This is a genomic window from Metabacillus litoralis (genome assembly GCF_007994985.1).
GTDB classification, from domain to species: Bacteria; Bacillota; Bacilli; order Bacillales; family Bacillaceae; genus Metabacillus; species Metabacillus litoralis.
On the sequence record NZ_VOQF01000016.1, the window covers coordinates 57,266 to 82,556 of the forward strand.

Genomic DNA, 25,291 nt, shown 5'->3' on the forward strand with positions numbered 1-25,291 from the left:
ATATTTCAGTAGGTTACCCTATGAACCATGGAAGTATTTTATTGAAATACTAAAAGGAAGATAGATATTTGTGTCACTGTAAGGTATAGCTCTGTAATCGCTTTTAATAATAAGATTATTCTGAATAAATTAAATAGTATTGTAATATATCAACAAACTGAATATAATACTATTTATGCAAAAGACATTTGTGCGCTTACGGTGGACTATTATAATATTTTGTTCGTCTATTGAATAAATCTAGGGGGATATTCTGTGAAAAATATACTAAATACATGGAGTAAATTGAGTTTGGTTAAACAAATAATAATAGGTTTAGTTATTGGGATTATTCTAGCTACAACAATGCCAAACATAGCACAACCTGTGACAATTTTAGGTTCTTTATTTGTAGGTGCATTAAAAGGAATTGCCCCTATTTTAGTGTTTTTCTTAGTTATGTCGGCAATTACACAACATAAGAGAGGGAAACAGACAAATATGAAGTTCATTGTTGTCCTCTATCTTATTGGAACCTTCTTAGCGGGTTTAACGGCGGTAGTAGCGAGTTTCATTTTCCCAGTAGGCTTAACACTTGTTAATAGTCCAGAGGGATTTTCAGCTCCTGGAGGTGTATCAGAGGTACTCAAAACATTGTTGTTAAACATTGTTGATAATCCGGTGAACGCTATTGCTAACGCAAACTATATTGGTATTTTAGCATGGGCGATTCTTCTTGGACTTGCTTTAAGGAGTGCTCCAGATACAACAAAAACGCTCATTTCTAACTTATCAGAAGCGGTATCGAAAATTGTGAAATGGGTCATTAAGTTTGCACCATTAGGTATTTTGGGGTTAGTGTTTGAAGCAATATCTACAAACGGAATTGACTCACTACTAAGTTATGGGAAACTTTTGGCTGTTTTACTTGGTTGTATGGCTTTTGTTGCTTTTGTTATTAATCCTATCCTTGTATTTTTAGCTATTAAGCAAAATCCTTATCCACTTGTATTTAAGTGTATAAAAGAGAGTGGGATCACAGCGTTCTTTACGAGAAGTTCTGCGGCAAACATTCCTGTAAATATGAAATTATGTGAAAATCTAGGCTTAAATAAAGATAGTTATTCGATTTCTATTCCGTTGGGTGCAACAATTAATATGGCTGGAGCAGCGGTGACGATTTCTGTGTTAACTTTGGCAGCAGTTCATACATTGGGTATTCAAGTTGATTTCCCTACAGCACTTATTCTTAGTGTGCTTGCAGCTGTATGTGCATGTGGAGCTTCTGGGGTTGCAGGTGGGTCCTTATTACTTATTCCTCTAGCATGTAGCTTATTTGGAATTCCAGCAGAAGTTGCAATGCAAGTTGTTGGAGTAGGCTTTATCATCGGTGTTTTACAAGATTCGTTTGAAACAGCTCTTAACTCCTCAACAGACGCACTTTTTACAGCAACAGCTGAATTTAAAGAGTGGCGTAAAGAAGGTAAGAAAATAGAGATTCGTAAAGTAGTATAAAGAAAGCAGATAAAAATGCATCTCTGGTGTTAGCGATAGCTATCGGTGAGGTGCATTTTTTTATACTAATAGAGAGTATAAGTTCATATTAATAACTAATAGAAAATAGAAAAGGTGCCTGTCACGCCCCGGAATTTGTCGAATTCTTTTCGGTATATTCGGATAGTGACAGTGGTTGCCCGCCTTATAAAGGACATAAAGGTTTTGGTAAAGATACGATAAATCTTTCTTTCCTATGGGGATATTATGAAGAATAAGAAATCTCAAGAAAAGTTATCGGAAGCCGACATCAAAAAAGGTTAGAAGACTTTGGACTTGAGGGATACAAATATCAATCTGCTAACGAGGCTGCAATGTTTGCGGAAGCAAAGCGTGCTATTATTGCCAAAGAGCCAATTATTTTCTTAGGTTGGAGACCTCACTCAATGTTTACACAATTTGACCTTAAGTTCTTAGAAGGACAGGACAATTATTTCAAAAAAGACAATGTTTATGTTATTTCTTATAAAGGAATTGAAGAGGAATTCCCAGAAGCATATGAGATTCTTTCAAATAGGAGTATCGATGTATCTGACTTAGAGGAAATGCTGTAAGAAAATGAAGAAAATGGTACTTCATTTGAGGATTTAGCTGCAAAATGGATTGAAGAAAACCGTGATAAAGTAGATGCAATGTTAGGTAAGTAATGATTCTATAAAAATAGACCAAATCTATGATATGATTTGGTCTATTTTTTGTACCATGAATGATCATCCTAGATGGTGAAATTTCGTTAGAGGCATTGGTGTATGCGGGCCATTAATTGAAATCATGGTTTCTATGGACATAAATTTTAATGCAATCTATTCAGAGTCAAAAGACCTTCTTTTTTCAAAACAGATTGAGAGGATATTGAAAGATGTTGAAAGAGACTCAGAGTTTTCAAAGTTAGATTTATCTAGCGGTTTATATTTTTTATTATTATGTTAAGAAAATACAGGGAGCTGAAAAATCAACAATCAATGTGAAGCAATTATGACAAGGTAAGACCAGTGGTTGAGTGGTTAGAATTTGCCTGACAACATTGGATAAATCGAGATGGCTCAAAAAGCGAGTATGTACCCACAAAACTTAAGTGCTCTTTTTAGGAGTACATTCGGGACAAATCGTTATGAAAAAATAATAGTTATTATATACGGTACGTTACTTTAAGGTAGTTTTGCATAGCGAGGGATTTAGTAAAGTAAAGGAGTTTTGAACCTTTCCAAAATGAGCCAATACATTCGTTTCAAGGTTATGGTTTGTGAGAGCTTGAGATTGTTACATTTTTATCCGTTAAGATTTCGTTTTTAAAATCCATCGGCATGCTTGTTACGAATTGCTCATAGTTCTCATTTTTATTTAATCTTAAAACGCACTCAGCATAAGTAATGACCTCAATCAAATTCACAATCTCCTTAACTACTGTCTCTATCCTATTATTACCCTGTAGATTATCTATTTTTCGAGTAAAAGAGAAGTATCTAGCTTTATATGGAAGCGAAGTACAGGATTTGAGAAATTGCTTTACTAATTAGAAATATAGACATGAATATGGGTTTTTTTCATTAATGCATTAGAAAGAGGGTTGGTATTTTTGACCTATATTTTTTGTAGTATTTTGTAGAAAGAAGGAACTAGTTAGGATACTATTATAGTATGGAAATAATGTTTAGGAGGTTAAGATGGCTACTTTATATCGAACGAAGCATACAGGAGCTCAGCAAAACATCAAGAAATTAAGAAAGAGTCGTAATCTATTAATAGTCTTCATTTTAATCTGTTTGTATTTTTCCTTAGCAATTGAGGAAACGATTTTGTCACTGTCTGGCATTATTGCTGGTATATTTGTGGTTATTTTACTATTTCGAAATCATGAAATTTCAAAGGCGAAGGAGTTAGATGAGTTAGAAAAGCGTGTGCTAGGTACATTTGCTGATCTTCCAGATACATTTCATGTTTTTCAAGGCGTTCCAGTCATGTTTGAAAATCGCGGTTATACCGTTGATTATTTAGTGATCTCTCCTAACAGTTGCTTTACAATTTTCGAAAATCATGAAGTGGGTGATTTTGTCGGAGATACAGATGCTGATATATGGGATATGACCACGGTTCATAAAGGGAAAACGATTCAGAAAGAAGTTTATTTTCCCGTTTCTATTTTACGTCAACAAACGTGGCATACATCACAAATGCTAAAAGCGGATGGGATGATTGACATGTGGGTTCAAGGGATTGTTTATTTTTCAAATAAAGATGCGACAGCGGAAGGAACGGGAAAAAACACTGTTGTCATTGATGATCTAGGAGAATTGTACAAATTCCTTATGAAATTCTCCCCTCGTATGAAACCAGGTCCTGATAAATATAAAGAGGCTGTCTCATTCATTAAGAAAAGATCAAAAGCAAAGATATTTAATCAATAGCCTTTTAAGCAGCGTACTTATATTGAGTGAAAAATATGTTGGCTACTATCATTCCCCGATTGGAATTTTAGAAATAGTTACAACAAGAGATGCAGTACTGTCTGCGACTTTTGTTGAAAAGGAAGAAGAAATTGTTAGTGATACAAAAATCTTGAGGGAAGTGATTCGTCAGGTTGATGAGTATTTTAAGGGGAAGAGAAGAGATCTTGAGATTGAGTGTGAGATAGAAGGAAAGGGTTTCCAAAAAAGAGCTTGGAATGCTCGGACTGATCAGATCTTATAAACAACAAGCCATTTTTATCGGAAATGAAAAAGCAACAAGAGCAGTAGGTCATGCAAATAGCAAAAATAAAATAAGTATTATCATTCCTTGTCACAGAGTCATCGGTTCAAATCAGAGTTTAACAGGATATGCAGGTGGACTTGATCGTAAACAGTGGTTGTTGGCGCATGTAAAATCGCAACTGTAATCAAAGGGACATAACAGTTAGGAAAGTGACAGGCTTATTGTACTAGTAGCCTGTCTCAACTTGTTTTTACAAGCTTAAGTATAGACTTCATTATGCCGATATGCATGCCTTCATGATAAAATCCAAAGCGGAAAAATTCATTTGCCGTGTTTAAAGTGTAACCAGATGAAGTTGTATACGGATCTTGAACTTGTTGATCAAGGGTGGTTTGATCAACCGCTTTATAGCGCTCTAGCTGATTTTCTAGTAATTGAATAATTGTTTCAATGCTTGGGACGGAAGAATCCCAACCTGCTGGAGATGTTCCAGGTTCAAAATATGTATGGATGCGATCAGGAAAATACGGCTCTGAATTGGTAATTCTCGCATAAAACCTCTCACTAATAACGTAAATATGCCCAATATTCCAGTGGATATTATGTGGAAATCCAGAAGGAATCTTTTCAATTTGCTCTTCTGTTAACCCACTCACAATTCGAATAGTTCCTTTGCGAATAAAGGTGAATTCTGAAAAAAGTGCTTGGCTCATCACTGATAACTTCCTTTCATTTAGAACAGACTAAGTTGCTTAATTTCCATTATATAGTAGATTTTTATTTCAAGGAAGTCAGAAACCTTACATTCAGTTTAATGTTGTTCTTCAGTCAAAAAAGATCTAATCGGCAAATTTCGAGCTATTTCGGGTGGTGACAGGCACCATTACAAGTTCATATTAATAACTAAGGTTTTCGCCATTATGACTTGGAGATAAGCCAAGTTTTTCTACTGGGAAACGAATGTAAAAACAGCTTGTAGCCTTATATTTAAATAGATTGATAGTTTATAGAAGCTTTAGTGGTCTTCCGAATATGGTCGACCACTTTTTGTTTATTCTAGATAAACAATCTTCTTGTATTTGTTAAATCTATCATTCATCAACTTCCATTTAAAAGAAAATAAATGATAAAATAGAATATATTTACAAAAATGAATACGAATTAGAAGGGTACATATGAAAGAATTAATGCAGAAAATTATTGAGTTTAGAGATTATGATGCATTAGTACAAACAGAGCTTAAGACTTTTTACGGAATCTTTAAATAAGGTGAATATGAATGAAAACTAAAAAATTGGAGGTGGCTTACATGGAAAAAGAAGAATTAAGAAAACGAGCGTTATCAATAGTCCAAATTCCTGTTAATTTTCAAGCGATCATAGAAGAATATGTTGAGGGGGAGAACGGAGAAGGCGAGGCTATGTTTGTATGGATTAACGAAGAAAGCAATGAGGGAATTACGATAAATCTTGATCTGGATGGTCATTTGAATTCTTTAACGATTGATTTAAATGATAAAGATTCCAATGAGATTCCGCTAAATATAGAAGAACGAAAGAAACGAGCGGAACACTTTTTCCTTAGTCATTATCCAGATGCTTTAGAAGAGTTAACTCTTTATGAAATGAAAAAAATGAATCAAACCTATCGTTACTATTATGAAAAAATTGTTATGGATTTACCGCTTAATTCTGCTGGTTGTTTTATTGATGTGGATCCAATGGGGGAAATAGTTAAATTCTCTTATAAAGCTGTGAAGAGGATACCTGAGATACCTAGGACGCTGATTTCTAAAGAAAAGCTGATTGAACATGTACAAAATAGCCTTGATTTTCAGCCGACGATTAAAAATCTATATACTATTATATATAATGTTGCAGAAGACGGGCTTCGTCTTGTTTATGAACCAGAGGAATCTATCATGAAGTTTAAAGCGGATGTATTGACCCCAACATTGAGCATTATACATGATGAAGATGTTCCAGAGACTTGTGTTCCACTTCCACCTCCTTCGAATACAGTCCTTCAAAAAGATTTAACGATTAAAGAGGTAGTTGGTATTACAGAGGAAATGGACATCATTCGAGAAGTCGATATGGGGGAAGAAACAGGCATTGTATGGCGTGATCGAAATTGGGAGATGAACGAAGAAGATTTATCAATTGATGGATACCTCAAGAGGCAAACGAAAGATACAGTTAAAGCTTTTATTTCAAAGGAAACTGGTAAAGTTAGAAGCTTTATGTGGTTTAATGAACGAAGTGGCAATCTTCAGCTTAGTCATGAAGATTGTTATCAAAAAGCAATTAACTTTCTTCAAATGATTATTCCAGATTACCATAAATATTTGCAATTGATTGTTCGAGAGAATGAAGAAGATGAGCAAGACGAAGCTAGAAACACAGAAGTATTTACCTTCCGTATGCATAACAGTGAAGGTATACCTGTTCAGTTAGAAATAGTAGTAGTGGCAGTTAATAATAAAACAGGACATATTGATCATTATAGCGGACCAAGTTTTGATATGGAAAAAATTAACGAGATTCCAACGAAAACAGCCATTACAAAAAAAGAAGCGAGAGATATATTTTTAACTCATTTGGACTTTGAATTAGCGTGGGAAACAGATTATAACGGTGATATAGAATCTTATATTCTTGTTTATCAAGCATGTGACAGGTATTCTAGAACGCCGATCAGGTACATTGATGCTATGACTGGGGCTGTAATTACTGCGAGAGATAAGTAAAAAAGAGGGAGTTGAGGACGGAGGGACAAGTTTGCTAAAACCTTGTCCTAAGGAAGGACTAAAAAATGGAAAGTAAAATAAAAAAATTACTGTTATTAAATGTTCTTTTTTATTTAAATAATTTAATTCTGATTCTTCTTACAATCAACTTTGGACTAAAGGGTTTTATAGCATTATGGTTTTTCTCACCATTTGTTTTTGTACTATTTACTACTTCTATTCTTGAGAGTACAAAAGGTAGATTATTAGGTTACCTAAGGAAAATAGCTATACTAGATTTTTTATTAAGATGTATCGTAGTAGTTATCAATTTCCTAGTAATTAGTGAACTTATCTTTCTTCCTTTGTATTACCTTATTGTCATAGGTATTATTTTTATGTGTGTGAATGTTTATCTGGAGTTGAGGATTTCTAAACATTTGCACCTCTTAGACGATCAAAATGAAAATATAGATCAAGAGGTATTAACGAAAAGAGAAATAGATGATTTGTGTGATGACTTCGCTTCTAATCAATCAATCCTAAAATTTAAATCTCCTGGTGAAAAAGAAGAAATACGAAATATTTACTTTTCAACCTTTTCTGTTGGTTATTCCTATGTATTGATAATATTATTAATAGGTGGGGGGATCTTTGGATTTGAGTTTTTGGGGGAAAAGTATAGATTGCTCATATTATTTATTGCTTTTCTTTTACTAGGAATCTACTTTTATTTAACTAATAAAAAATTTGCTTTGTTTTTTAAAGATCGTCACCAACGAAAGAAAATAAATCTAAGAGATAATTTAACATTTATAATTGGTTTATCCATCATTTATATCCTTCAGGGATATGTCCACATAGGAACGGGAACATTTAATTTCTTAGGCATCTTCTTAGCAACGATGTTTCTTATTCCAACTATAAAAACAAATCATTTGATAAGAGATGAATTTCATAAAATGAACAAGAAATACATTGATAAGTAGCTTTTAATCGTAGGTTAATAAGTCTAAAAATAAGCAGTAAGATTTTTTTACTGCTTATTTTTATTGACTAAGTAACTCATCATTTGGGTTAGAAAAGTAATTTCTATTTAATATCATTTTCAATATCATCTTTATAAGCAAAAGAGAACAACAATGATACCATAATAGCTCCACCAATAATATTACCAATACTAGCAGGAATCAGGTTATATAATAGAAATTGATACCAAGTATAGGTGTCATTGGTGAAGATTCCAATACTAAAGTACCCCATGTTTGCTGCACTATGTTGAAAATTTCCTGCAACGAATAAAGTGACGGGGAGTAGTGTACCGATAATTTTACCTGTGATATCACGGGCAGCGGTTGTAAGAAATGCAGCCATACCTATGAGCCAGTTGGCAAGGATACCTGAAATAATTATTTGGAAAAATCCCCATGTTCCGTCTGCTAAAAAAGACATTTTATTTTGGTTGATATAGGTATTTAATTCTTGATAGAACTCCGGGGAAAGTGATTTTGATAGGATGATAAGTGTTCCAACAAATAATGCTCCTAAGATATTACCACAGTATGTGGCTAACCAAAACTTAACAATTTTTAAGCTCAAAATAGAAGGCTTTTGAAATAAATAGCTTGGTAATAAAACGTTAACCTCAGTAAAGAGAATTGCTCCTGATAGAAAAACCATGGCATACCCAGTTGCAAACCCCAAACCTGCCATCAAATGAGAAAGACCCTTTATATCAATCCCCATCGAAAGTAAGACAGAAAAAGCAGCACCAAAGGCCATAAATGCCCCTGCTTGTAGAGATAAAATAAATTGTGAATTCGTTTTACGATTAAGATGGTCCCGACCCTTTTGACTAAAATTATGTACAATTTGAGCTGGGATAAAATATTGTCGAGACGGTTCATGTACCGCTTCATTATCTAGTTTTTTTGATTTATTTTCATTCATAGTAAGTCTCCCTTTGTCAGTCTCTTATTCTTCTATACCCTATAGTGCGTTTATCTTAACGGATTTGTTAAGGTTTCTAGTTCAAGAATGAAAAGACTTCAATTTGAGATGGACTAAAACAACCATAAAAAATAAATGGTTGATTCATTTTCTACCATGGTATCTATTCATACAAACGAAACGTCCTTGTATTTATTTTTGATTTTTGAAACTTTTTCTTAGGATATCTACCACTAACAGTTGAAGGGAGTTGAAGAAAAGATGGAGTTAGGAAATGAAAAGCTCGTTAAAAAAGCAATAAAGGGTAATAAAAAAGCCTTTGAACAGCTGATTAAGCTTCACTATGATCGAATTTATCGAACTGCATATCTTTATGTGCAAAATGAAGAAGATGCCTTGGATGTAGTTCAAGATGCGACATATCAAGCTTATATTAGTATACGCTCATTAAAGCAACCGGAATATTTTATGACTTGGTTTACCAGAATCGTCATTCGTTGTGCTGGTCAAATTTTAAAGAAAAGAAAAAATGTTGTGCCACTAACAGAAGAAACATTATCTAAGTTATCTGTAACAAATCAGTCAGATCATGACGAAGCGATGCATCTTTTGAATTCAATTGGAGAGCTAAAAGAAAATTATCGTACCGCAATTATTTTGTTCTATTACTATGACTATTCTATTAAAACGATTAGCGAATTGATGGAGATTCCCGAAGGAACGGTCAAAACTTATTTGAGTAGGGGAAAAGCTAGTTTAAGAAAATCATATAAAGAAGAGGAGGACAAATGCCATGGATAACAAGGAAATAAAAGATGCAATTGACCAAATATCAGTGCCGAAAGAGAAGGTATTTAACGCCATTGATAAAGGCTTACAAAAGTCTGAGCAAACTAGAAATACGAAAAAGAAAATTCTTGTTAGTTCTGTTGCTGTCGCTGCTCTTGTTAGTTCTGTTGCTGTCGCTGCTCTTGTTGGGATGACTGTCGCTTCTGGCTTTTTTAATCCTACGATGAACAAAGTATTAGCAAAAGCTCCTTTAATTGGTGGGATCTTTCAAGAGTTTGATGATTCAATAGGAATAGAACTGGCGAATCAGGATGCAGTGACAAATTTAAATCAGTCTTTAACGAAAAATGGAGTGACTGTAAAACTAACAAGCACTTACTTTGATGGAAATGTTGTTTCAATAACCGGATTTGTAGATAAAAGCGTTGAAAAAGGAGATAACGAAAAAGGTGAAGTTAGCTTTGATGTAAACTTCGAACATAATAAAGGGGATAACGATCCGTGGCTTAATGGCAAGTCAACAGACATTAAGGAAGTAGAGCAAGGATATACCTTTCAATGGAAAATGGACTATCCATATAAAGAGATAATGGAGGATGAATTTACTCTTCCTATAACTATTCATTATATAAACGGTATAAAAGGTGAATGGAATTTTGATATTCCAATTCAACAGGAAAAAACCAGGACAATATCTATTATGAAGGAGAAAGAATATCCAGAGGATGATGTTCAAATCCAAATAAAAGAAATTGATACCGCAAAAGCGTCATCTTCACTTATTTATGAGACTGTTCAGAAATACAAGAACGATGATATTTACATACAAAAAGCAGTTGATGATCAAGGGAAGGTATATAGGTTTGGAAATGGAACAATGATTGAGGAAATGGTACAAGAAGAAAGATATCGTAGTACTGTGAGAAGTGAGATGATTAAACTAAATAAAAACGTATCTTCACTAACTTTTTATCCAATGCTTTCTGTTGCAGATCCAAATGTGCAACAATTATTGAATGAAAAAACATTCACATTAAATAGTGAACGATTCAATTTAGGCTTACAAGTAAATGAGATAACGAAAAAGGAAAATGAACTTGTCATAGATTATCAATTTACAGGTCTCTCAAAGAAATTGAGTGAACATGAGCTTGATTTGTTTGAAAATAACTTACAATATGAATTGTTGTTAGTAGATAAGAGATATATAGATAAAATTAATCCTGAAAATCCAGTACCACCTAAAAATCATAGCATCCGTCTAAATAAAGTGAAAACTATCGATAAAAAGACAGCTCATTTTCAATCTACATTCAATTTAGATGGAGAAGAAAAAATCATGGACTTTACACTTGAAAATACAATTCTACAATTCAATTTCTCGAGCTTCTTCCCAGCTAAGGAATTACAACCATTTACTATTGAACTTCCAGTGGATAATAGATAATCTCAGTAGCTCTTTTGTGGAGATATCCACTTTTTGTAAGTGGAGTACATGGTAAAAAGTATATAACCCTTAAAAAAGCCTAATCAAAAAAAGATTAGGCTCTTTGTTTATCTAAAGAAATGATTTATTTCAATAGCGATTTTTTAGTCATGTCAAGAAGATATGTAGTAATGGAGTAATAGTTAAATAGTATTTTCTATTATTGAAACAGCTATATCCCAATCTCCATATATGTATTAAAGTAGAATAGTTAATATAATCTATCAAAGTTGAAGTAATCTTTAATCGATTTTGTTCATTACATCATAAGAAAAGGGAGTCACAGAATTGGATAATTTAACTATTATTTTTATAGGTATGGGATTTGTTTTATTACTTTTGTCTTTAATTTTATTAATATCAAGGATCGTTAAGAAAAACTTAAAAATTTCTAAAGGTATAGTAACTCTACTGTTAACTGGGTTTATTTTCATCATTGTTGGTATTGGGTTAATGGTACCTAATTTGCAGAATAACATACCAAGTAAAATGTCTAAGGAAGAGCCAGTAAATACAACGATGGAAAATTCAAACGAAAAAGAAGCAGAAGTAGTTAATGATGAAATTGAGCCACAGAAGATAGCTAGAAACTTGGTCAAACAAGAGATGGCAAAACAAGTTGGATTAAAGAGTTGGGAAATTACTGAGAATAAAGTGACATCTGATCAGATTGTCAATAACATTGCTGATTATGATAAGCCAGTAGGAGATAAGAGAATCGTATGGGTTTCAGGTAATGTAAAAGCTACATCTGAAGATGATATCACAGGAAACGTTGGTTATGAGCTTGAACTCTATCAAATGAAGGACGACGATAGATGGTATATAGGCAAGCATATGGGAGTGTTAATCGACCTTGAAGTCACAGAGAAACCACTAGTAGAAGAAGGTGATAAGTATTTTAGTAATAGTGAGGAGCTGCCGATACCTGAGGAATCTAGTCAACCTGAAGAAGAAAAATCCATTAATGCAGTTAACGAAGAACTTGAATTTGTAGAGACTGATTTATTAGGAGCTTGGCATTGGAAAGATGGAGAAGATTTCTACATGATTCTAAGGGACGATTTCACCTATAGTTATATTGAAGAAAAAGCAGGTTTTATATCTGAAGGAACTTATACTATAGAGAAGGTTAACAACCAATTTAAGGTTACTGTTCAATATATCACTGGTGAAAATAAGAGCATAATGTTTATTGATCTTATTGATAAAAACCACCTTGAAGGTAATGAAGATGGATACAGTTGGAAGGCCTCGAGGATGAATCCTGCAGAAGCTGAGGGTATCTTACACAAGGTAAAGTAGGTTACTTTTTCTTATCAAGGCTGTTTTCGTAAGTTTTGTTGTTTTTAGAATACTGAAGGAAAGAACTCAGTATAAAATCTAGTGGCATCTTTTCTTCTACAGATCGCACCTTTTATTCGATAACACACCGGTTCTAACAAATAAAAACGTCAATTAGCAACAATCTTTCAGAAAAGAGCCTTTAACAAACGCTTCTTATGGATAGGTAATGAATAGGCCATTTAACGGTTGTTATTCTCCATAATAATACAAAAAAACTCTGACCTTTAGTAAGGATTCAGAGTTTTTTTGATACGAAAAGACAGTAGCTTGTTCCAGCTTAACGTGAAAAGTTGATCATTCTGGTCGAACTGAAAATGTTGATAGCTGTTTCTCTCTTTACTGAAAATTAATCTAGATCACTTGATGTGAAAGTCTATACTGATGTGGTGTTGTTCCAATTGTTTTTTTAAATAAGTGGATAAAATAAGACACATTTCCAATTCCTACTTGTTCGCCGATTAATTCAACAGAGTCATTCGTCATTTGTAGTAAGTGACATGCTTGCTTGATTCTACGAACAGTTATGTATTCAGTTATGTTACTGCCGGTTTCGCGCTTAAATATCCGAGAAACATAGGGCTTTGATAAATGGAGTTCAGATGATAGCTTTTCCAAGTCAAAGGTTTCCATATAGTGATTTTCGATCCAGTTCATGATTGTTTCAGAATATCGAAGTGAACGTAATTTATTATGATGAAGGGAGGGTTCTAGATCTTGAGTGTTTATGCGGATGCAAGAAAGAATTTGCATAAGAAAAAGCTGTCCATCTTCCTCCCAGTTATTCGTTTTAAGGGACTGATCAAATGCTTTGAACATCTCAGCAACATATTCGTAACGATCTGATAAATCAAACGCTTGTTTTTCATATACACCCTTTTGTAGTCGCTGAAATAAGGTATGAAGCCCTGGAAATGAGTGTAGATTTTTTCCTTGGGAAATTGGATCAAAATGAAGTATGCTACGTTCATATGGAGTTTGATGTGATACTTCCACATGTACTTTATGTAATTGAAAGGGCTGGAAAAAGAAAAGCATACCTGGTTTCAGATCGTAGGTTTGTTGATTAACAATAACACGTCCTTGTCCACGATAAACAAACAAAATTTCACAGCCTTGATGCCAGTGGTAGAATCCTCTAAAGTTGTGATCTGATTTTTGACGATAAGTCCAATGAAATGGCTTTATATCATCAAACAATATTGTTTCAAATAATCGATTCATACTTCCCCTCCTAACAGAACAACAGAACAATATTATTAGTTATTATACAACAACTTTTCATGTATGAGCGAAGTTATACTGTAGATAGTAACGCGAAATAGGAGGGAAATCATGTATAACTTAAATCAACAAGAATTATTAAAAAAGCTTGAAGCAAAAGTTGAGCGTATGGTCGATCAAATCGGGGATAAATCACCACATGTAGCAAGAACTGACGGAGTGTATGATGATATGCCTCATTCTTGGTGGACATCAGGATTTTGGCCAGGCATGTTGTGGGTTCTTTATGATATGACAGACAATGAAAAATTTAAGAGTGCTGCGATGGAATGGGATGAGAAATTACAGAAGTGTTTTTCTGAGAATAAATTGGATCATGATGTTGGTTTTCAGTTTTTACTGACTGCTGTGTTAAAACATGAAATCCTTAAAAGCGAGAGTGGATTTGGAATTGGATTAGAAGCATCAAACTATTTAGCGGGTCGTTTTAACCCGGTCGGGAAATTTATTCGTGCTTGGAACGGAGATAAAATAGGTTGGGCAATTATTGATTGTATGATGAATCTTTCTCTATTATTCTGGGCAAGCCGTGTAACTGGAGATCCCCGTTATAAACATATTGCTACTCTTCATGCTGACACAATATTACAGCATGGAATTCGAGAAGATGGATCAGTTTGTCATATTTTATCATTTGATCCTATTACAGGTGATTTTATTGAATCTATTGGTGGTCAAGGTCATGCATCAGATTCTGCGTGGAGTAGAGGAAATGCATGGGCGATTTATGGATTTGCTAATACGTACCGACATACAGGAGATTACCGTTATTTACAAGCAGCCAAAAAAGTTGCACATCATTTTATAGCTGGTCTTCCAGAAGATTATGTTCCGTATTGGGATTTTCGATTGAATTCATTAGAATATGAACCTAGAGATAGTTCTGCAGCTGCGATTGCCGCTTCTGGATTGCTGGAAATTGCAGATATGGTACCTAGTAATGAAAAACGATTATATGAGGATGCTGCAACAAAGATATTAACCTCTTTAACTGAAAATTATGGAACGTGGGACCAACCAGAGCATCAAGGAATCCTTGTAGGGGGAACAGGAAATAAGCCAGTTGATGAGAATATAAATGTTTCGCTCATATATGGTGATTATTATTATGTTGAAGCTATTGCTAAGTTAAATGGTTGGAAACGCCGTATTTTTTAATTTTCAAAAATGAGTTTCATAGAAATCCATATAATAGCTTGGGGGGATAAGATGGTTTCGTTACAAACTAACGACCGAAAGTTCTGGCTCGATTATATGTTGAAAATAGCAGACCCAGTTCTTTTTGCCTTGAAAAATAGAACATTAAAACAAGACATGCCAGTAGAAATGAAAGAAGGAACATATCGTGAGAAATTTTCACATCTTGAGGCATTTTCTCGTTTATTAGTCGGAATGGCACCATGGTTAGAAAGAGAAAGTGAAGATGAAGGTGAAGAAAAGCTACGGTTAAAGTATGCTGAACTTGCTAGAGAAGCAATTGATGCGGGAACAGATCCAAAATCACCGGATTATATGAACTTTGCAGATGATTTTCAACCTATTGTTGATACGGCTTTTCTTGCTCATGCAATCTTAAGAGCGCCAAACGAATTGTGGGAAAAGCTTGATGTTAGGGTTCAACAAAACGTGTTACAAGCGATAAAAGCTACACGTACAAGAAAGCCTGTTTTTTCTAACTGGTTATTGTTTTCTGCCATTATCGAAGCGTTTTTTTACAAAGTGGGCGAAAAAAGCTGGGACCAGATGAGGATAGATTATGCGATCAATCAGTTTGATCAATGGTACTTAGGAGACGGAATCTATAGTGATGGACCAGAATATCACCATGATTATTACAACAGCTTTGTGATTCACCCTATGTTAGTGGATTTAATTGAAACAGTCGGAGATGAATATAAAGAGTGGGCAATACTTAAGGATACGATCATCAAAAGATCTCAGAGATATGCTGTGATTCAGGAGCGCACGATTTCACCTGAGGGAACTTTTCCACCAGTCGGCAGATCTCTCGCTTATCGATTTGGAGTATTTCAATCTTTAGCACAACATGCACTTCGAAAGGATTTGCCAAACGAACTTCCTCCTGCCCAGGTGAGAAGTGCTTTAACAGAAGTGATAAAAAGAACTCTCCAGGCTCCAGGCACGTTTATGGAATCCGGTTGGCTCACGATTGGCTTTTGTGGACATCAACCAGGAATAGGTGAAGGATATATATCAACAGGTAGTCTTTATTTATGTGCAACAGGATTTTTACCATTAGGATTACCTAGTTCAGATCCATTTTGGAGTGATCCGCCAATGGAATGGACGTCAAAGAGAGCTTGGTCAGGGAAGGAATTTCCTATAGATTTTGCGTATTAACATCCCAAGTTTTTTATTTGAAGTGACTAAACAAGACGATTGTTCAATCTGTAGCAACCGTGGCTATCTGAGGCAACCAACCCCTTAGGGTTAGTTGCCTCAAACAGTTGACAAACACTCACTTTCTTCGTTACTCACCTTGTTGCGGTGCTCATGACCATACAGGGTAACTCCGCTCCTCACAAGGCTTCGATCCTCGAAAATCAAGTCTGAATGGCTTGTGTAAATGTTAAGATAACGATGTATATTTTTGATCGTTTATGACGCCCTTTTACTCATGCTTTCCTCGTGCTTATTTATGCCCTTAATCAAATCAGCAGAGAATAGTCGATAAAAAAGAAAACATGACGTGCAAAGATGAGAAGATGGAGCGGAAAGAGAGTTTGATGGTCGGTACCATGGCGAGTGAGCTCTATGACGCCCTTTTAATCGGACTTTCCTCTTGCTCATGTCCTTCATTATCTCTATAACTGTGATAGTATAATTTATCTACAAACTGAGACAACCAGCCCCTATGGTAAGTTGTAAGTTGCCTATTTGCTATTTTGTATTTATTAAATTTTGAATATTATCAGGATTATATTTTAGGAGATTTACTTCAATAGGGGTAAGTCTCTTTTGCTTTTTCTTGTGAATCAATCAGAAGGAATAAGGTACAATTAAATACGGAAAAATTCTCGAGTAGACTGGTGACTAAAAAAGTTGCACCTAAAATTTTTCAAAGAAAATCTCAACAGAAAATAAAAAAGATGAGAGAAGTTCAGATTTTTTTCGTTATATAAGATATACACGTTTTTGAAATGAAGCAAGGGGAGTTGTACATGAAGTCTACTGATCAAAATTTTATTAAACGGCTGCAGCGTCAAAAAGAAGATGCTTTAGAATTTATCGTCGATGCTTATTTGCCAGTTATAAAGGGAATTACATATAAGGTTCTTTCACCGCTTGGAAATGAGGGGCTGATCGACGAGTGTGTTAATGATATCTTTCTTGCAATATGGAATCATTCTAAGAAGTTTCAAGGAAACTCTAGTGATGATTTTAAGAAATGGATTTGTGCGATTGCAAAATATAAAGCGATTGATTATTACAGAAAAGCTAGTAAAAAAGTAGAGTATACCACCGAATTCTTGGAAGCGAAACTAGAGAATTCTGCAGAAGATGAACTTGTGTTGATGGAGGATAAGGAAGAATTAATACAATTAATTAATCTGCTAGAACCTATTGATCGTTCTATTTTTATCATGAAGTATTTTCTCGGTTTAAAAACGGATGAAATAGCTGCCAAGCTTCAATTAACAAGTTCATCGATTGATAATCGAATTTATCGAGGAAAGAAAAAGCTATATAAAAAGGCCCTAAATCTTAATATAGGGGGGAGTCTTGTATGAAGGATATTTATGAGTTATTGAATGATGTTGAAATAGAAGCAGATGATTTTGCAGAAGTGGAAGTAAGTGAATTTGAAAAAGCAAAATTGAAAAATAGATTAAAAAAATCACTACCACAAAAGAAAAAAGCGATGGGTTGGAAAAGAAGTGCTGTAGCCGCTGCCATCATAGGTTTGTCTTTCGTTACTGTTGGTCTAGCATTTCCGGCATATGCTGCTAATATTCCGATAGTAGGAGATATTTTTAGATTTATAGATGGTGGTAAAACAGGGGTTTTTGATGAATATAAAGAAAATGCAACTAATGTAGGTATGTCTAAAGAAGGTCAAGGGATAAAAGTTACTTTAAATGATGCAATCTTTGATGGGAAAACTGTTTCAATTACTTATGAATTTGAAAGTGAACAGAATTTAGGAGATGCTCAAGATTTAGATAAAGAACCGTTTGTTGAGCCGTTTTTGATCATTAAAGGAGAACAAGGATGGACAGGTTCTTCCAAACTATTAAAAGTAGATAAACATCATTATGTTGGTATTACCTCTGCTACGACTAATCAATTTGAAGAAAAAAAAGAAATTAACGTAGAGTTGCTTATGCCTAGTATAAAGATTAAAGATAAAAATGAAGTACTTAATGGTAATTGGAATTTCAATCTTGATTTGAAGGCAACGGAAAACAATGTACAGCAGGTTGGGCAAAATTCAAAACGAGATGGAGTTAATGTAGAGGTTAGCAAAATAACAGTTACACCTATGTCGTTCATCGTCTATTACAACAGCCAAATTGTTTCCGATACGATTAAAAGCAAGTATCCAAATGTCGAAGTTGATCTTGAAATAAAAGATAATCTAGGGAATTCTTATTACGGAGAAATTTATGGTGGATGGTCAGATGATGAGGAAAATGTTCAGGGATTTAGCAAGACGTTTGAAAAATTAGATATGAAGGCAACAAAGCTTATCATTACTCCTCACTTGAGATTATCTAAAGATGTGACTAAAGATGGCTCGTTTGTTGGTGAAGAAACATTCTTAATGGAAGACATTATTGTTGATTTGAAGAAATAACGAAATGAAAGATATAGTAAGAAGGATGAATATTGAACTAATAAAACTCATTTCTATTAGAACTGAGTTTTATTTTTCATGGAAAATTTCACGAGATACATAATGTCTTGATATAATTTGTTTAAAAAAGGGGTATGATGATGCCAACTAGAAAAAATGATGCTACTTGGGCAGAAGCAAAGAAGCGGTGTTGGTTAAATCAGAATGACATTCAAATGGCAAAGGAACTTGGTATGTCACCTAAAAGATTACTCAGGGAACATTCCTTCACCTAAACAGCAATGGAAAGCACCTGTAAAGGATTGGATTCACGATTTATATGAAGAGAAATTTGGGAGTATCAAAAAGTGATGTGTTCGAAATAACTACTGAGGAGTATTTTGAAAAAATATCATTGCACACGAGGTGTTTATTTAATGAAAACTGAAGAAAAAACTAGTTTATCTACAGAAGAAATAAAAGCTATTTTAAGAGCAGCTGATGAAATCATAGCTGAAGGAGGCCGCACGCTTCTTGCTAAAATTTTAAAAGGCTCACGCGAGAAAAAGGTTTTACAATTGAAATTAGACGGAAATCCAAGTTATGGGTATTTCAAATCTGAAACAATAGAAAACATCATGAAGAAAATTGATTGGATGATCGATTATGATTTCTTAGATATTCATTATCGAGGAAAACTACCGATGATCGTTTTTACAGATAGAGGTTGGGAAATCGAGTCTGATCAACGTACAGACGAATTATTAATAGAATGGCGAGAGTGGCTGAAACAAGATAAAACAAGCCCGGATATGAGTTATTTAAAAGATAGAAATAGATCAATGATTCTACTATTTCTTGAAAAAGTGAAAGAAACGAGAGATAGAAATTTCATTCCATATTTAAAGTTGTGGAAAGATATTGAATACAAAAAGTTAAAAGTGGCTATCAACCAAACAATCACTTCATTGGAACTGGAAGAATCATTGGATGAGCAAATTATTGAAGAAAGAGAAAGATCTATTGATGAAGCTTTAAAAGGTGCTCCGCCTGAAGATCTTTTGTTAAAATGCTGGGAATGTGGAGATCGTTTTACTTTTAGTATAGGAGAGCAACAGTTTTATAAACAAAGAAGGTTTGAGTTACCCAAAAGATGTACTAGTTGCCGAGAACAACGGTATGAAGAATATATCATGTGATTAATTTGGAAAATGTTTGTTTAATATCATGCTTAGTATGGGCTATTGCCTAGTATATATTATATGAAGTAGGAGCCAGATTCGGTTTCTACTTTTTTAGTTGGAGTAAAATTGGGAGGGGTAATTAAAATCGAAACAACAACCACGCTGCTATAAAGAATAGAGTAAATGTAATATTTGTGATAAAAAGACGTTTACTCTATTCATCTAACTCATTTTTGCAATTTTCTATGATACTAGCTCTATTGAAAAGTTAACAGGAAATTATAAAGATAATGTTAATGTAATGTAATTTCCTTCATTCTATGGAAAATGGTCCTGAAGCGTAGGATCAAGGATAAGGCATCCGATTTTAATTAGGGATTTAGTTGCATTTAAGATATGTTTACTAGCTAAAACGAAATCTAGTAAAAAGTAAGAGAGGAAGATGGTCCTAAGGATTTTGTTTAGGATCGACAAAATGACCTATATTAATTATTAATATTTTTTTAAAATTGTAAAGATAATGTGAATAGTGTCAATAAAGAATCAAATATAGGAAAAGTACATTTTCAATGAGAGAAACGGCTTTGTGTATATGATAGAATGCTATTTTGTTTTAATTACTAGTGAGTTACATAAGTTTGAAAAACTATCATTTTTAATAAAGGCTCTTTTCTGAAAGATTGTTGCTAATTGACCTAATTATGCAGTGGAAACATTGTTGTTATAGCAAAATAGGTACTATCTTATGAAGAAAAGATGCCACTATGCTTTATATAGTGCTGTTTACTTGGAGTTGTTAAAGCAACAAAGTTTACGAAAACAGCCTTAATAAAAGAATGAATGGTAGAATGCAGTGCTAGTAACGCTTACGTCTAGTATATTTTAAAAGTATTTACCAAGAAATTAGCTTAAGTCATGCTAGTTTGAAAGTAAATTACAAGTAAATATTGTTTACTTAAAATTAACACAAAATGGATTATACTAAGTTATTTGAAGAAAATAGAAGGAAATTAGAGAAAACGGTCCTCCTGGATGAATAATTGTCAATTTTAAAGGTTTTCCATGTGATGTAGAAATTTCTATAATGCAGTTGTAGTGTTCTTTATTAGTAACATTAAATTCTTTTTAGAGAATATTTTGTCATCAATAGTTTTCTAGAAACAGTGAGAAATCACTCACTGTTTCTAGAAAACTAAAGAAATACATATGGAATTAATCAGAGCTGATCGAGTCCTTAGAAAAAGTATCCACAAAAAGATTATGAGGAGGAAAAGAAAATGAGTATTAAGAAACAATTAGGTTTAGGAGTAGCAACAGCTGTTTTAGGGATTGGTTTAATTGGTGGAGGAACGTTTGCCTATTTTAGTGATACAGCAGAAGCTAGTAGCACTTTTGCTGCAGGGACATTAGATCTTGCAGTAAATCCAGAAGTTATTATTGATGTTGACGACTTAAGTCCAGGAAGCTGGATGATTCGTGCATTTGATTTAGAAAACAATGGATCGTTTGACATAACTGAAGTCCTTTTGTCAACAAGCTATCAAGTAGAGGATGCAATGGGAGACAATACAGATGATTTTGGAAAACATATTCGAGTGAACTTTCTTGAAAACAATGATAAGAGTGAAAATGAACCTAATGATATCATTTACTCAGCAACATTACATGAATTACAACAGATCACACCAGATGCTGTTGAGAAAAATGTTATCGGATTTGAAAATGAGATTAGTGGATTACCAGCAGGTACGAAAGACACGATGTATGTCGAATTCGAATTTGTTGATAACGGAGAAGACCAAAACCAATTTCAAGGAGATAAACTAAAACTTAATTGGTCCTTTGAAGCTAGATAAATTATTTTTCCTATTATGAAGAGAGAAAAAGGCACTTCTCTCTTCTGTTATTTTAAGAAAAAGGCTTTTAAAACTAGCTTTTCATCATGAGATTAAATTTGTGAAAATCTTATGTGTGGGGGAAATGGAATGAGCATTAAGAGAAAATTAGCAATGAGTATCGCAACAGCAGTACTAGGATTAATCTTAATATCTGGAGGTACAGTCGCGTATTTTAACGATACAGAGTCGGCTACTAATACTTTCACAACAGGTTTATTAGAGCTTGGGATTAATAAAGATATCATCCTGAAAATTGACGACTTAGTGCCAGGTGATACAATGCATGGGGATTTTGTACTTACCAATGAGGGAACAGTTGATATGAAAGAAATTATTCTACATTCTTCATATGAAGTAGTTGATAAAGGTGAGTCCAATCATGATGATGACTTAGGCGATCATATAAGTGTGGAGTACTTATACAACGTATATGATAGAGAAACTGTAGTGTTTAAGAAATTGTTATCTGAGTTAAAAGATAACCCGCAACAAATAATGGATGAATTCCCGGCAGGAAGTCCTGAGGGGAAATTTGCCGTCCGATTTAAGTTTATAGATAATGGTAAAGATCAAAACCATTTCCAAACCGATGAATTAACACTTAATTGGAACTTTGAAGCTGTTCAAAGAGATGGAGATCACGATCTTCAATAATTTTAAAAGCTATTAATATTGCATATACAAAATGAAGGAGACGATTTTCTCCTTCCATCTTTATTTATCTATTCATAAACACATAAAGTAGGTTATGAATTTATGAATAGATAAATGTTTGTGATGTAGAAAGGCGGAGATCAATTTGAAGAGCAACGACAAAAGAATACGTATATCATCAACTATTTTTATTTTAATAATCAATAGTTTGTTTATTTGCTATGTAGTTATTTTAACTGCTGGTTTTTTAACCTCAAACACTGTTGCTTATTATAGTGATCATAAGTCGGCAAACGGCAGCATGACTATTGGCATTTGGAGTAATGATGAAGTTGGACAGCAGGGAATAAATAATAAATCACCAGAAAGTTTATATGGAAATACTGAATTTTTTACTGAAGAAGCTAATCAGAAGGAGAAATCTATTAAAACAAATGAATCTATAAAAGAAACCGAATTAAAAAAGGAAAGAAATGAAAAGGTAAAAATACAGGTCGAAAATAGTGAAAAAACAGCTAATGAAAAGGAAGGTGAAATAAAATGAAAAAACAAATTTTTTTGATTTGGTTAAATCGAATGGTTACAGGTATACTTGTTGTTTTGTTAGTGAGTGTAGCGGGAATCGTCATTTCCACAAAACTTACTAATGGACAGCCAGAGTTATTTGGTTATCAATTGAAAACGGTTTTATCTGGATCAATGGAACCGGGGATTACAACCGGATCAATTATTGCTGTTAAAACAGTTGATAAGGAAGAACGAGTCAACTTTAAGAAGGGTGACGTTATTACTTTTAAAGAAGACAATAGATTAGTTACCCACCGGATTTCAGAGGTCAAAAAAACAAGCAGCAGTGTTCTTTATGTCACAAAGGGAGATAATAATGATGCGGTAGATTCAAGCCCTGTTTTAGCAGAAAATGTACAAGCAGAGTACAGAGGATTTACTATTCCACAGCTGGGTTATTTCATTAATTTTTCACAATCTCCTAATGGAAGTATCTTATTCATGATCTTACCTGGAATCTTAATATTAGCATACTCTTTATTTACTATTTGGAGAACGTTGAGACAGTTAGAAGATAAATATAAAAATAATACATTACCTCGCTAATTATTCTCTGGATGGGAGTGTTGATACCAAAGAGGGAACAGATGAAGTTGATAAGATCTTTATCGAAATTGAACAGTTGCTTTCCAAGGTAGAAGATGTAGAATCAGTAATAAAGGATAATTCAAAGAAATCAACCGAATCTACTAAATACATTCGTGAGGTTGCTTCTTCTTCTGAAGAACAGCTATCTTCCATTCAAGATATAACAACCTTAATTGAGGAAACAGCACTATTAGCTGGAGAACTAAGTGGATTGTTAAAGAGATTTAAACTATAAAAATATAAAAAATGATGAGCAGGATTCCTCAAATAAGAGGTTCCTGCTTTTATTCTAATTTATTCTTTTATATACTCTTTAGCAAAAGAAATAAGATCATTTTTACCAAGCGTAGCATAAAAGACTAAGTGTATAACTTGTTTTTCAGATGTCAGATATTCCACATGAAGCTTTCGATAGCCTTTTATGCTACTTTCACCGATAGAAACAAATCCAACAGCTTGATCTGATAAAGAAACTGGATCATAGCCAAAGTAATGACTTTCAATATCATTTGTTGATTCACCTTTGGCTATTGCTGTTTTGATCGTATTATGATACTGTGCTACATACACTGAGTTTCTTCCTTTTTCAAAAACATCCCAATAAATGAAGGTTGCCGGATAATAGCCTTCAGGGGGATTGTCAGTTGCAACACCAATTGACTTTTTAAGAGGAAGTACCTCTGAATTCGGTCTAAGAATTTGGAAATCTGCCACAGAATGAGCTTCCTTGAGTTCATATGTTTGTTTTCCTTGATCGATTGATTGCTGCAATATTTGAGTAGGTGTGAGTACGTTTTCTCTTACTATGCCGGTTTCATGAGCTTGGTATTTCATTTTATTCCACTCAAATAGATCTGACATTGTGGCTGTTGTAATTCCTCCTGCAAAGAAGAGAACCATTACTGCAGATGCAAGTGCAAACTGACCTTTGGTCCAACTACGACGTCTTTTAGGAGCTATCCTTTTAAAGATACGTTCTTCAACATGTGGAGAGGGACTGCTATGTAATGTAGCAAATTTAATCGCATTATGTAATTCTTTTTCTGTATTTTTCATAACCAGCATTCTCCTCACTATTAGTATCGTTTTCTATAAGTATTCTTAATTTTTTAAGTCCTAAAGAGATGCGAGATTTTACAGTGCCTAGTGGAATTTTTAGAATTTCTGCTATTTGTTCCTGGGTTAAATCCTGATAATATTTCAAAACTAAAACGGCTTTTAATTTATGAGGTAATTTTTCTACAAAATACAAAATATCTACTGATTGCTCTCCGAGTTCAATTTGGATATTTGAGCGGCCTATATGATAGCTCTCTTCCTTATCATCCTTAAATAAACGCAGCCATTTTTGCTTCCTTAATAGGTTGTTTGCAGTATTAACAACAATACGGTACATCCAAGTTTCAAAAGAATACTCTTCTTTGTATAAGTGATGTTTAGCGAACATCCGAATAAAAGCTTCTTGCGTAATATCATCAGCTAAACTACGATTATTTGTATAAATTAGTGCAATATCATAAACCTTCTTTTTATAAAGGTCAAAGATTTCATGAAAAGCCTGCTGATCTCCTTCTCTAAACCTTTTATTCAAATTTTCCATTTCACTCACCTCCTACTAGTAATACACACTGAGGGTATCATCTCGTTCATTTTTATTTGTTTTATTTGAATGTAACATATTGTGGTGCCTGTCACTCCCCGATATTTGTCGAATGTATTCGACAAATATCGGGCGGTGACAGTGATTGACCCCCTTATAATGGACATATAAGTTATGATAAAGATACGACAAAGCTA

General features: G+C 33.8%; 27 protein-coding genes. 21 read left to right on the forward strand and 6 right to left on the reverse strand.

The genetic code is table 11. The annotated features are described in order from the left end of the window. Positions 1 to 255 precede the first annotated feature (255 nt). Both sstT and FS935_RS19880 read left to right on the forward strand, forming a co-directional pair. On the forward strand, positions 256 to 1,494 hold the full coding sequence (sstT, locus tag FS935_RS19875; protein WP_146950388.1) for a serine/threonine transporter SstT: 1,239 nt from the start codon (positions 256 to 258) through the stop codon (positions 1,492 to 1,494). Positions 1,495 to 1,769: 275 nt separating this feature from the next. After that, positions 1,770 to 2,087, forward strand: coding sequence for a glycine betaine ABC transporter substrate-binding protein (locus FS935_RS19880; protein ID WP_240050978.1), 318 nt, complete (start codon positions 1,770 to 1,772; stop codon positions 2,085 to 2,087). Between the two features lie 680 nt (positions 2,088 to 2,767). On the opposite strand, the gene FS935_RS23495 is transcribed toward FS935_RS19880, so the two are convergent. Next, on the reverse strand, positions 2,768 to 2,917 hold the full coding sequence (locus FS935_RS23495) for a hypothetical protein (protein ID WP_158638667.1): 150 nt from the start codon (positions 2,915 to 2,917) through the stop codon (positions 2,768 to 2,770). Positions 2,918 to 3,197: 280 nt separating this feature from the next. Between FS935_RS23495 and FS935_RS19885 the strand changes: the two genes are divergently transcribed. Genes FS935_RS19885 through FS935_RS24415 form a run of 3 tightly spaced genes read left to right on the forward strand, consistent with a single transcriptional unit; the run spans position 3,198 to position 4,408 of the window. Continuing rightward, entirely contained in the window at positions 3,198 to 3,938 is a 741-nt protein-coding gene (locus FS935_RS19885) for a nuclease-related domain-containing protein (protein ID WP_146950390.1), read from the forward strand. A gap of 22 nt (positions 3,939 to 3,960) precedes the next feature. Beyond that, positions 3,961 to 4,221, forward strand: a complete 261-nt coding sequence (locus tag FS935_RS24410) for a hypothetical protein (protein WP_338036941.1) — start codon at positions 3,961 to 3,963, stop codon at positions 4,219 to 4,221. After that, the gene (locus FS935_RS24415) at positions 4,196 to 4,408 is read left to right on the forward strand and encodes a methylated-DNA--[protein]-cysteine S-methyltransferase (protein ID WP_338036942.1); all 213 of its coding nucleotides are present in this window, start codon (positions 4,196 to 4,198) and stop codon (positions 4,406 to 4,408) included. The genes FS935_RS24410 and FS935_RS24415 overlap by 26 nt, the downstream gene beginning before the upstream one ends. A 55-nt stretch (positions 4,409 to 4,463) precedes the next feature. On the opposite strand, the gene FS935_RS19895 is transcribed toward FS935_RS24415, so the two are convergent. Next, a complete protein-coding gene (locus tag FS935_RS19895) occupies positions 4,464 to 4,937 on the reverse strand; it encodes a DinB family protein (protein ID WP_146950391.1) in 474 nt (157 codons plus the stop codon). A 596-nt stretch (positions 4,938 to 5,533) separates the two neighbouring features. Between FS935_RS19895 and FS935_RS19900 the strand changes: the two genes are divergently transcribed. Together FS935_RS19900 and FS935_RS19905 are read left to right on the forward strand one after the other, a co-directional pair. After that, positions 5,534 to 6,973 (forward strand): YcdB/YcdC domain-containing protein, encoded by a 1,440-nt coding sequence (locus FS935_RS19900; RefSeq protein ID WP_146950392.1) that lies wholly within the window; start codon positions 5,534 to 5,536, stop codon positions 6,971 to 6,973. 65 nt (positions 6,974 to 7,038) lie between these two features. Further along, complete coding sequence (locus FS935_RS19905) at positions 7,039 to 7,941, forward strand: hypothetical protein (RefSeq protein WP_146950393.1); 903 nt, start codon at positions 7,039 to 7,041, stop codon at positions 7,939 to 7,941. Positions 7,942 to 8,044: 103 nt separating this feature from the next. Here the strand turns inward: FS935_RS19905 and FS935_RS19910 are convergent, their stop codons facing one another. Further along, positions 8,045 to 8,902, reverse strand: coding sequence for a formate/nitrite transporter family protein (locus FS935_RS19910; RefSeq protein WP_146950394.1), 858 nt, complete (start codon positions 8,900 to 8,902; stop codon positions 8,045 to 8,047). A 261-nt stretch (positions 8,903 to 9,163) separates the two neighbouring features. Here FS935_RS19910 and FS935_RS19915 point away from each other — a divergent pair, with 261 nt between their 5' ends. The 3 genes from FS935_RS19915 (at position 9,164) to FS935_RS19925 (ending at position 12,482) form a co-directional block, all read left to right on the forward strand. Beyond that, a complete protein-coding gene (locus tag FS935_RS19915; protein WP_146950395.1) occupies positions 9,164 to 9,703 on the forward strand; it encodes a sigma-70 family RNA polymerase sigma factor in 540 nt (179 codons plus the stop codon). After that, on the forward strand, positions 9,696 to 11,138 hold the full coding sequence (locus FS935_RS19920; RefSeq protein ID WP_146950396.1) for a DUF4179 domain-containing protein: 1,443 nt from the start codon (positions 9,696 to 9,698) through the stop codon (positions 11,136 to 11,138). The genes FS935_RS19915 and FS935_RS19920 overlap by 8 nt, the downstream gene beginning before the upstream one ends. A gap of 327 nt (positions 11,139 to 11,465) precedes the next feature. Next, the gene (locus FS935_RS19925; protein ID WP_146950397.1) at positions 11,466 to 12,482 is read left to right on the forward strand and encodes a hypothetical protein; all 1,017 of its coding nucleotides are present in this window, start codon (positions 11,466 to 11,468) and stop codon (positions 12,480 to 12,482) included. A gap of 393 nt (positions 12,483 to 12,875) precedes the next feature. Here the strand turns inward: FS935_RS19925 and FS935_RS19930 are convergent, their stop codons facing one another. Beyond that, positions 12,876 to 13,745: a helix-turn-helix transcriptional regulator gene (locus FS935_RS19930; protein ID WP_146950398.1), complete on the reverse strand. Its 870-nt coding sequence runs from the start codon at positions 13,743 to 13,745 to the stop codon at positions 12,876 to 12,878. A gap of 111 nt (positions 13,746 to 13,856) precedes the next feature. Between FS935_RS19930 and FS935_RS19935 the strand changes: the two genes are divergently transcribed. The 11 genes from FS935_RS19935 (at position 13,857) to FS935_RS19985 (ending at position 23,729) form a co-directional block, all read left to right on the forward strand. Continuing rightward, entirely contained in the window at positions 13,857 to 14,963 is a 1,107-nt protein-coding gene (locus FS935_RS19935) for a glycoside hydrolase family 88 protein (RefSeq protein WP_146950399.1), read from the forward strand. Positions 14,964 to 15,014: 51 nt separating this feature from the next. Next, complete coding sequence (locus FS935_RS19940) at positions 15,015 to 16,166, forward strand: DUF2264 domain-containing protein (protein ID WP_146950400.1); 1,152 nt, start codon at positions 15,015 to 15,017, stop codon at positions 16,164 to 16,166. An 821-nt stretch (positions 16,167 to 16,987) separates the two neighbouring features. Then, on the forward strand, positions 16,988 to 17,557 hold the full coding sequence (locus FS935_RS19945; RefSeq protein WP_146950401.1) for a sigma-70 family RNA polymerase sigma factor: 570 nt from the start codon (positions 16,988 to 16,990) through the stop codon (positions 17,555 to 17,557). Continuing rightward, positions 17,554 to 18,624: a DUF4179 domain-containing protein gene (locus FS935_RS19950; protein WP_146950402.1), complete on the forward strand. Its 1,071-nt coding sequence runs from the start codon at positions 17,554 to 17,556 to the stop codon at positions 18,622 to 18,624. The genes FS935_RS19945 and FS935_RS19950 overlap by 4 nt, the downstream gene beginning before the upstream one ends. Before the next feature lie 140 nt (positions 18,625 to 18,764). Continuing rightward, positions 18,765 to 18,899: a hypothetical protein gene (locus FS935_RS24305; RefSeq protein WP_275669635.1), complete on the forward strand. Its 135-nt coding sequence runs from the start codon at positions 18,765 to 18,767 to the stop codon at positions 18,897 to 18,899. Positions 18,900 to 19,040: 141 nt separating this feature from the next. Then, positions 19,041 to 19,802, forward strand: a complete 762-nt coding sequence (locus FS935_RS19960; protein ID WP_146950403.1) for an RQC-minor-1 family DNA-binding protein — start codon at positions 19,041 to 19,043, stop codon at positions 19,800 to 19,802. Positions 19,803 to 21,064: 1,262 nt separating this feature from the next. Next, a complete protein-coding gene (locus FS935_RS19965; RefSeq protein WP_146950404.1) occupies positions 21,065 to 21,643 on the forward strand; it encodes a TasA family protein in 579 nt (192 codons plus the stop codon). Positions 21,644 to 21,772: 129 nt separating this feature from the next. After that, complete coding sequence (locus tag FS935_RS19970) at positions 21,773 to 22,339, forward strand: TasA family protein (RefSeq protein ID WP_158638668.1); 567 nt, start codon at positions 21,773 to 21,775, stop codon at positions 22,337 to 22,339. 145 nt (positions 22,340 to 22,484) lie between these two features. Further along, positions 22,485 to 22,883, forward strand: coding sequence for a hypothetical protein (locus tag FS935_RS19975; protein ID WP_146950406.1), 399 nt, complete (start codon positions 22,485 to 22,487; stop codon positions 22,881 to 22,883). Beyond that, positions 22,880 to 23,452, forward strand: coding sequence for a signal peptidase I SipW (gene sipW / locus FS935_RS19980; protein WP_146950407.1), 573 nt, complete (start codon positions 22,880 to 22,882; stop codon positions 23,450 to 23,452). Before FS935_RS19975 ends, sipW begins: the two co-directional genes overlap by 4 nt. Before the next feature lie 76 nt (positions 23,453 to 23,528). After that, a complete protein-coding gene (locus FS935_RS19985) occupies positions 23,529 to 23,729 on the forward strand; it encodes a hypothetical protein (RefSeq protein ID WP_146950408.1) in 201 nt (66 codons plus the stop codon). A gap of 59 nt (positions 23,730 to 23,788) precedes the next feature. On the opposite strand, the gene FS935_RS19990 is transcribed toward FS935_RS19985, so the two are convergent. Continuing rightward, on the reverse strand, positions 23,789 to 24,550 hold the full coding sequence (locus FS935_RS19990; protein WP_146950409.1) for a hypothetical protein: 762 nt from the start codon (positions 24,548 to 24,550) through the stop codon (positions 23,789 to 23,791). Beyond that, the gene (locus tag FS935_RS19995; protein WP_158638669.1) at positions 24,522 to 25,094 is read right to left on the reverse strand and encodes an RNA polymerase sigma factor; all 573 of its coding nucleotides are present in this window, start codon (positions 25,092 to 25,094) and stop codon (positions 24,522 to 24,524) included. Before FS935_RS19995 ends, FS935_RS19990 begins: the two co-directional genes overlap by 29 nt. Positions 25,095 to 25,291: the final 197 nt, after the last annotated feature.

Bases quoted from the DNA above. Each gene is read 5' to 3' on its own strand.
- FS935_RS19930 (WP_146950398.1), bottom strand. From the start codon at position 13,745: ATGAATCGATTATTTGAAACAATATTGTTTGATGATATAAAGCCATTT.
- FS935_RS24305 (WP_275669635.1), top strand. From the start codon at position 18,765: ATGCCAACTAGAAAAAATGATGCTACTTGGGCAGAAGCAAAGAAGCGG.
- FS935_RS19950 (WP_146950402.1), top strand. From the start codon at position 17,554: ATGAAGGATATTTATGAGTTATTGAATGATGTTGAAATAGAAGCAGAT.
- FS935_RS19970 (WP_158638668.1), top strand. From the start codon at position 21,773: ATGAGCATTAAGAGAAAATTAGCAATGAGTATCGCAACAGCAGTACTA.
- FS935_RS19935 (WP_146950399.1), top strand. From the start codon at position 13,857: ATGTATAACTTAAATCAACAAGAATTATTAAAAAAGCTTGAAGCAAAA.
- FS935_RS19905 (WP_146950393.1), top strand. From the start codon at position 7,039: ATGGAAAGTAAAATAAAAAAATTACTGTTATTAAATGTTCTTTTTTAT.
- FS935_RS19885 (WP_146950390.1), top strand. From the start codon at position 3,198: ATGGCTACTTTATATCGAACGAAGCATACAGGAGCTCAGCAAAACATC.
- FS935_RS19940 (WP_146950400.1), top strand. From the start codon at position 15,015: ATGGTTTCGTTACAAACTAACGACCGAAAGTTCTGGCTCGATTATATG.
- FS935_RS19895 (WP_146950391.1), bottom strand. From the start codon at position 4,937: ATGAGCCAAGCACTTTTTTCAGAATTCACCTTTATTCGCAAAGGAACT.
- FS935_RS19920 (WP_146950396.1), top strand. From the start codon at position 9,696: ATGGATAACAAGGAAATAAAAGATGCAATTGACCAAATATCAGTGCCG.
- FS935_RS19915 (WP_146950395.1), top strand. From the start codon at position 9,164: ATGGAGTTAGGAAATGAAAAGCTCGTTAAAAAAGCAATAAAGGGTAAT.
- FS935_RS19910 (WP_146950394.1), bottom strand. From the start codon at position 8,902: ATGAATGAAAATAAATCAAAAAAACTAGATAATGAAGCGGTACATGAA.
- FS935_RS19900 (WP_146950392.1), top strand. From the start codon at position 5,534: ATGGAAAAAGAAGAATTAAGAAAACGAGCGTTATCAATAGTCCAAATT.
- FS935_RS19960 (WP_146950403.1), top strand. From the start codon at position 19,041: ATGAAAACTGAAGAAAAAACTAGTTTATCTACAGAAGAAATAAAAGCT.
- sipW (WP_146950407.1), top strand. From the start codon at position 22,880: ATGAAAAAACAAATTTTTTTGATTTGGTTAAATCGAATGGTTACAGGT.
- FS935_RS19995 (WP_158638669.1), bottom strand. From the start codon at position 25,094: ATGGAAAATTTGAATAAAAGGTTTAGAGAAGGAGATCAGCAGGCTTTT.
- FS935_RS19945 (WP_146950401.1), top strand. From the start codon at position 16,988: ATGAAGTCTACTGATCAAAATTTTATTAAACGGCTGCAGCGTCAAAAA.
- FS935_RS24415 (WP_338036942.1), top strand. From the start codon at position 4,196: ATGCTCGGACTGATCAGATCTTATAAACAACAAGCCATTTTTATCGGA.
- FS935_RS19965 (WP_146950404.1), top strand. From the start codon at position 21,065: ATGAGTATTAAGAAACAATTAGGTTTAGGAGTAGCAACAGCTGTTTTA.
- FS935_RS19990 (WP_146950409.1), bottom strand. From the start codon at position 24,550: ATGAAAAATACAGAAAAAGAATTACATAATGCGATTAAATTTGCTACA.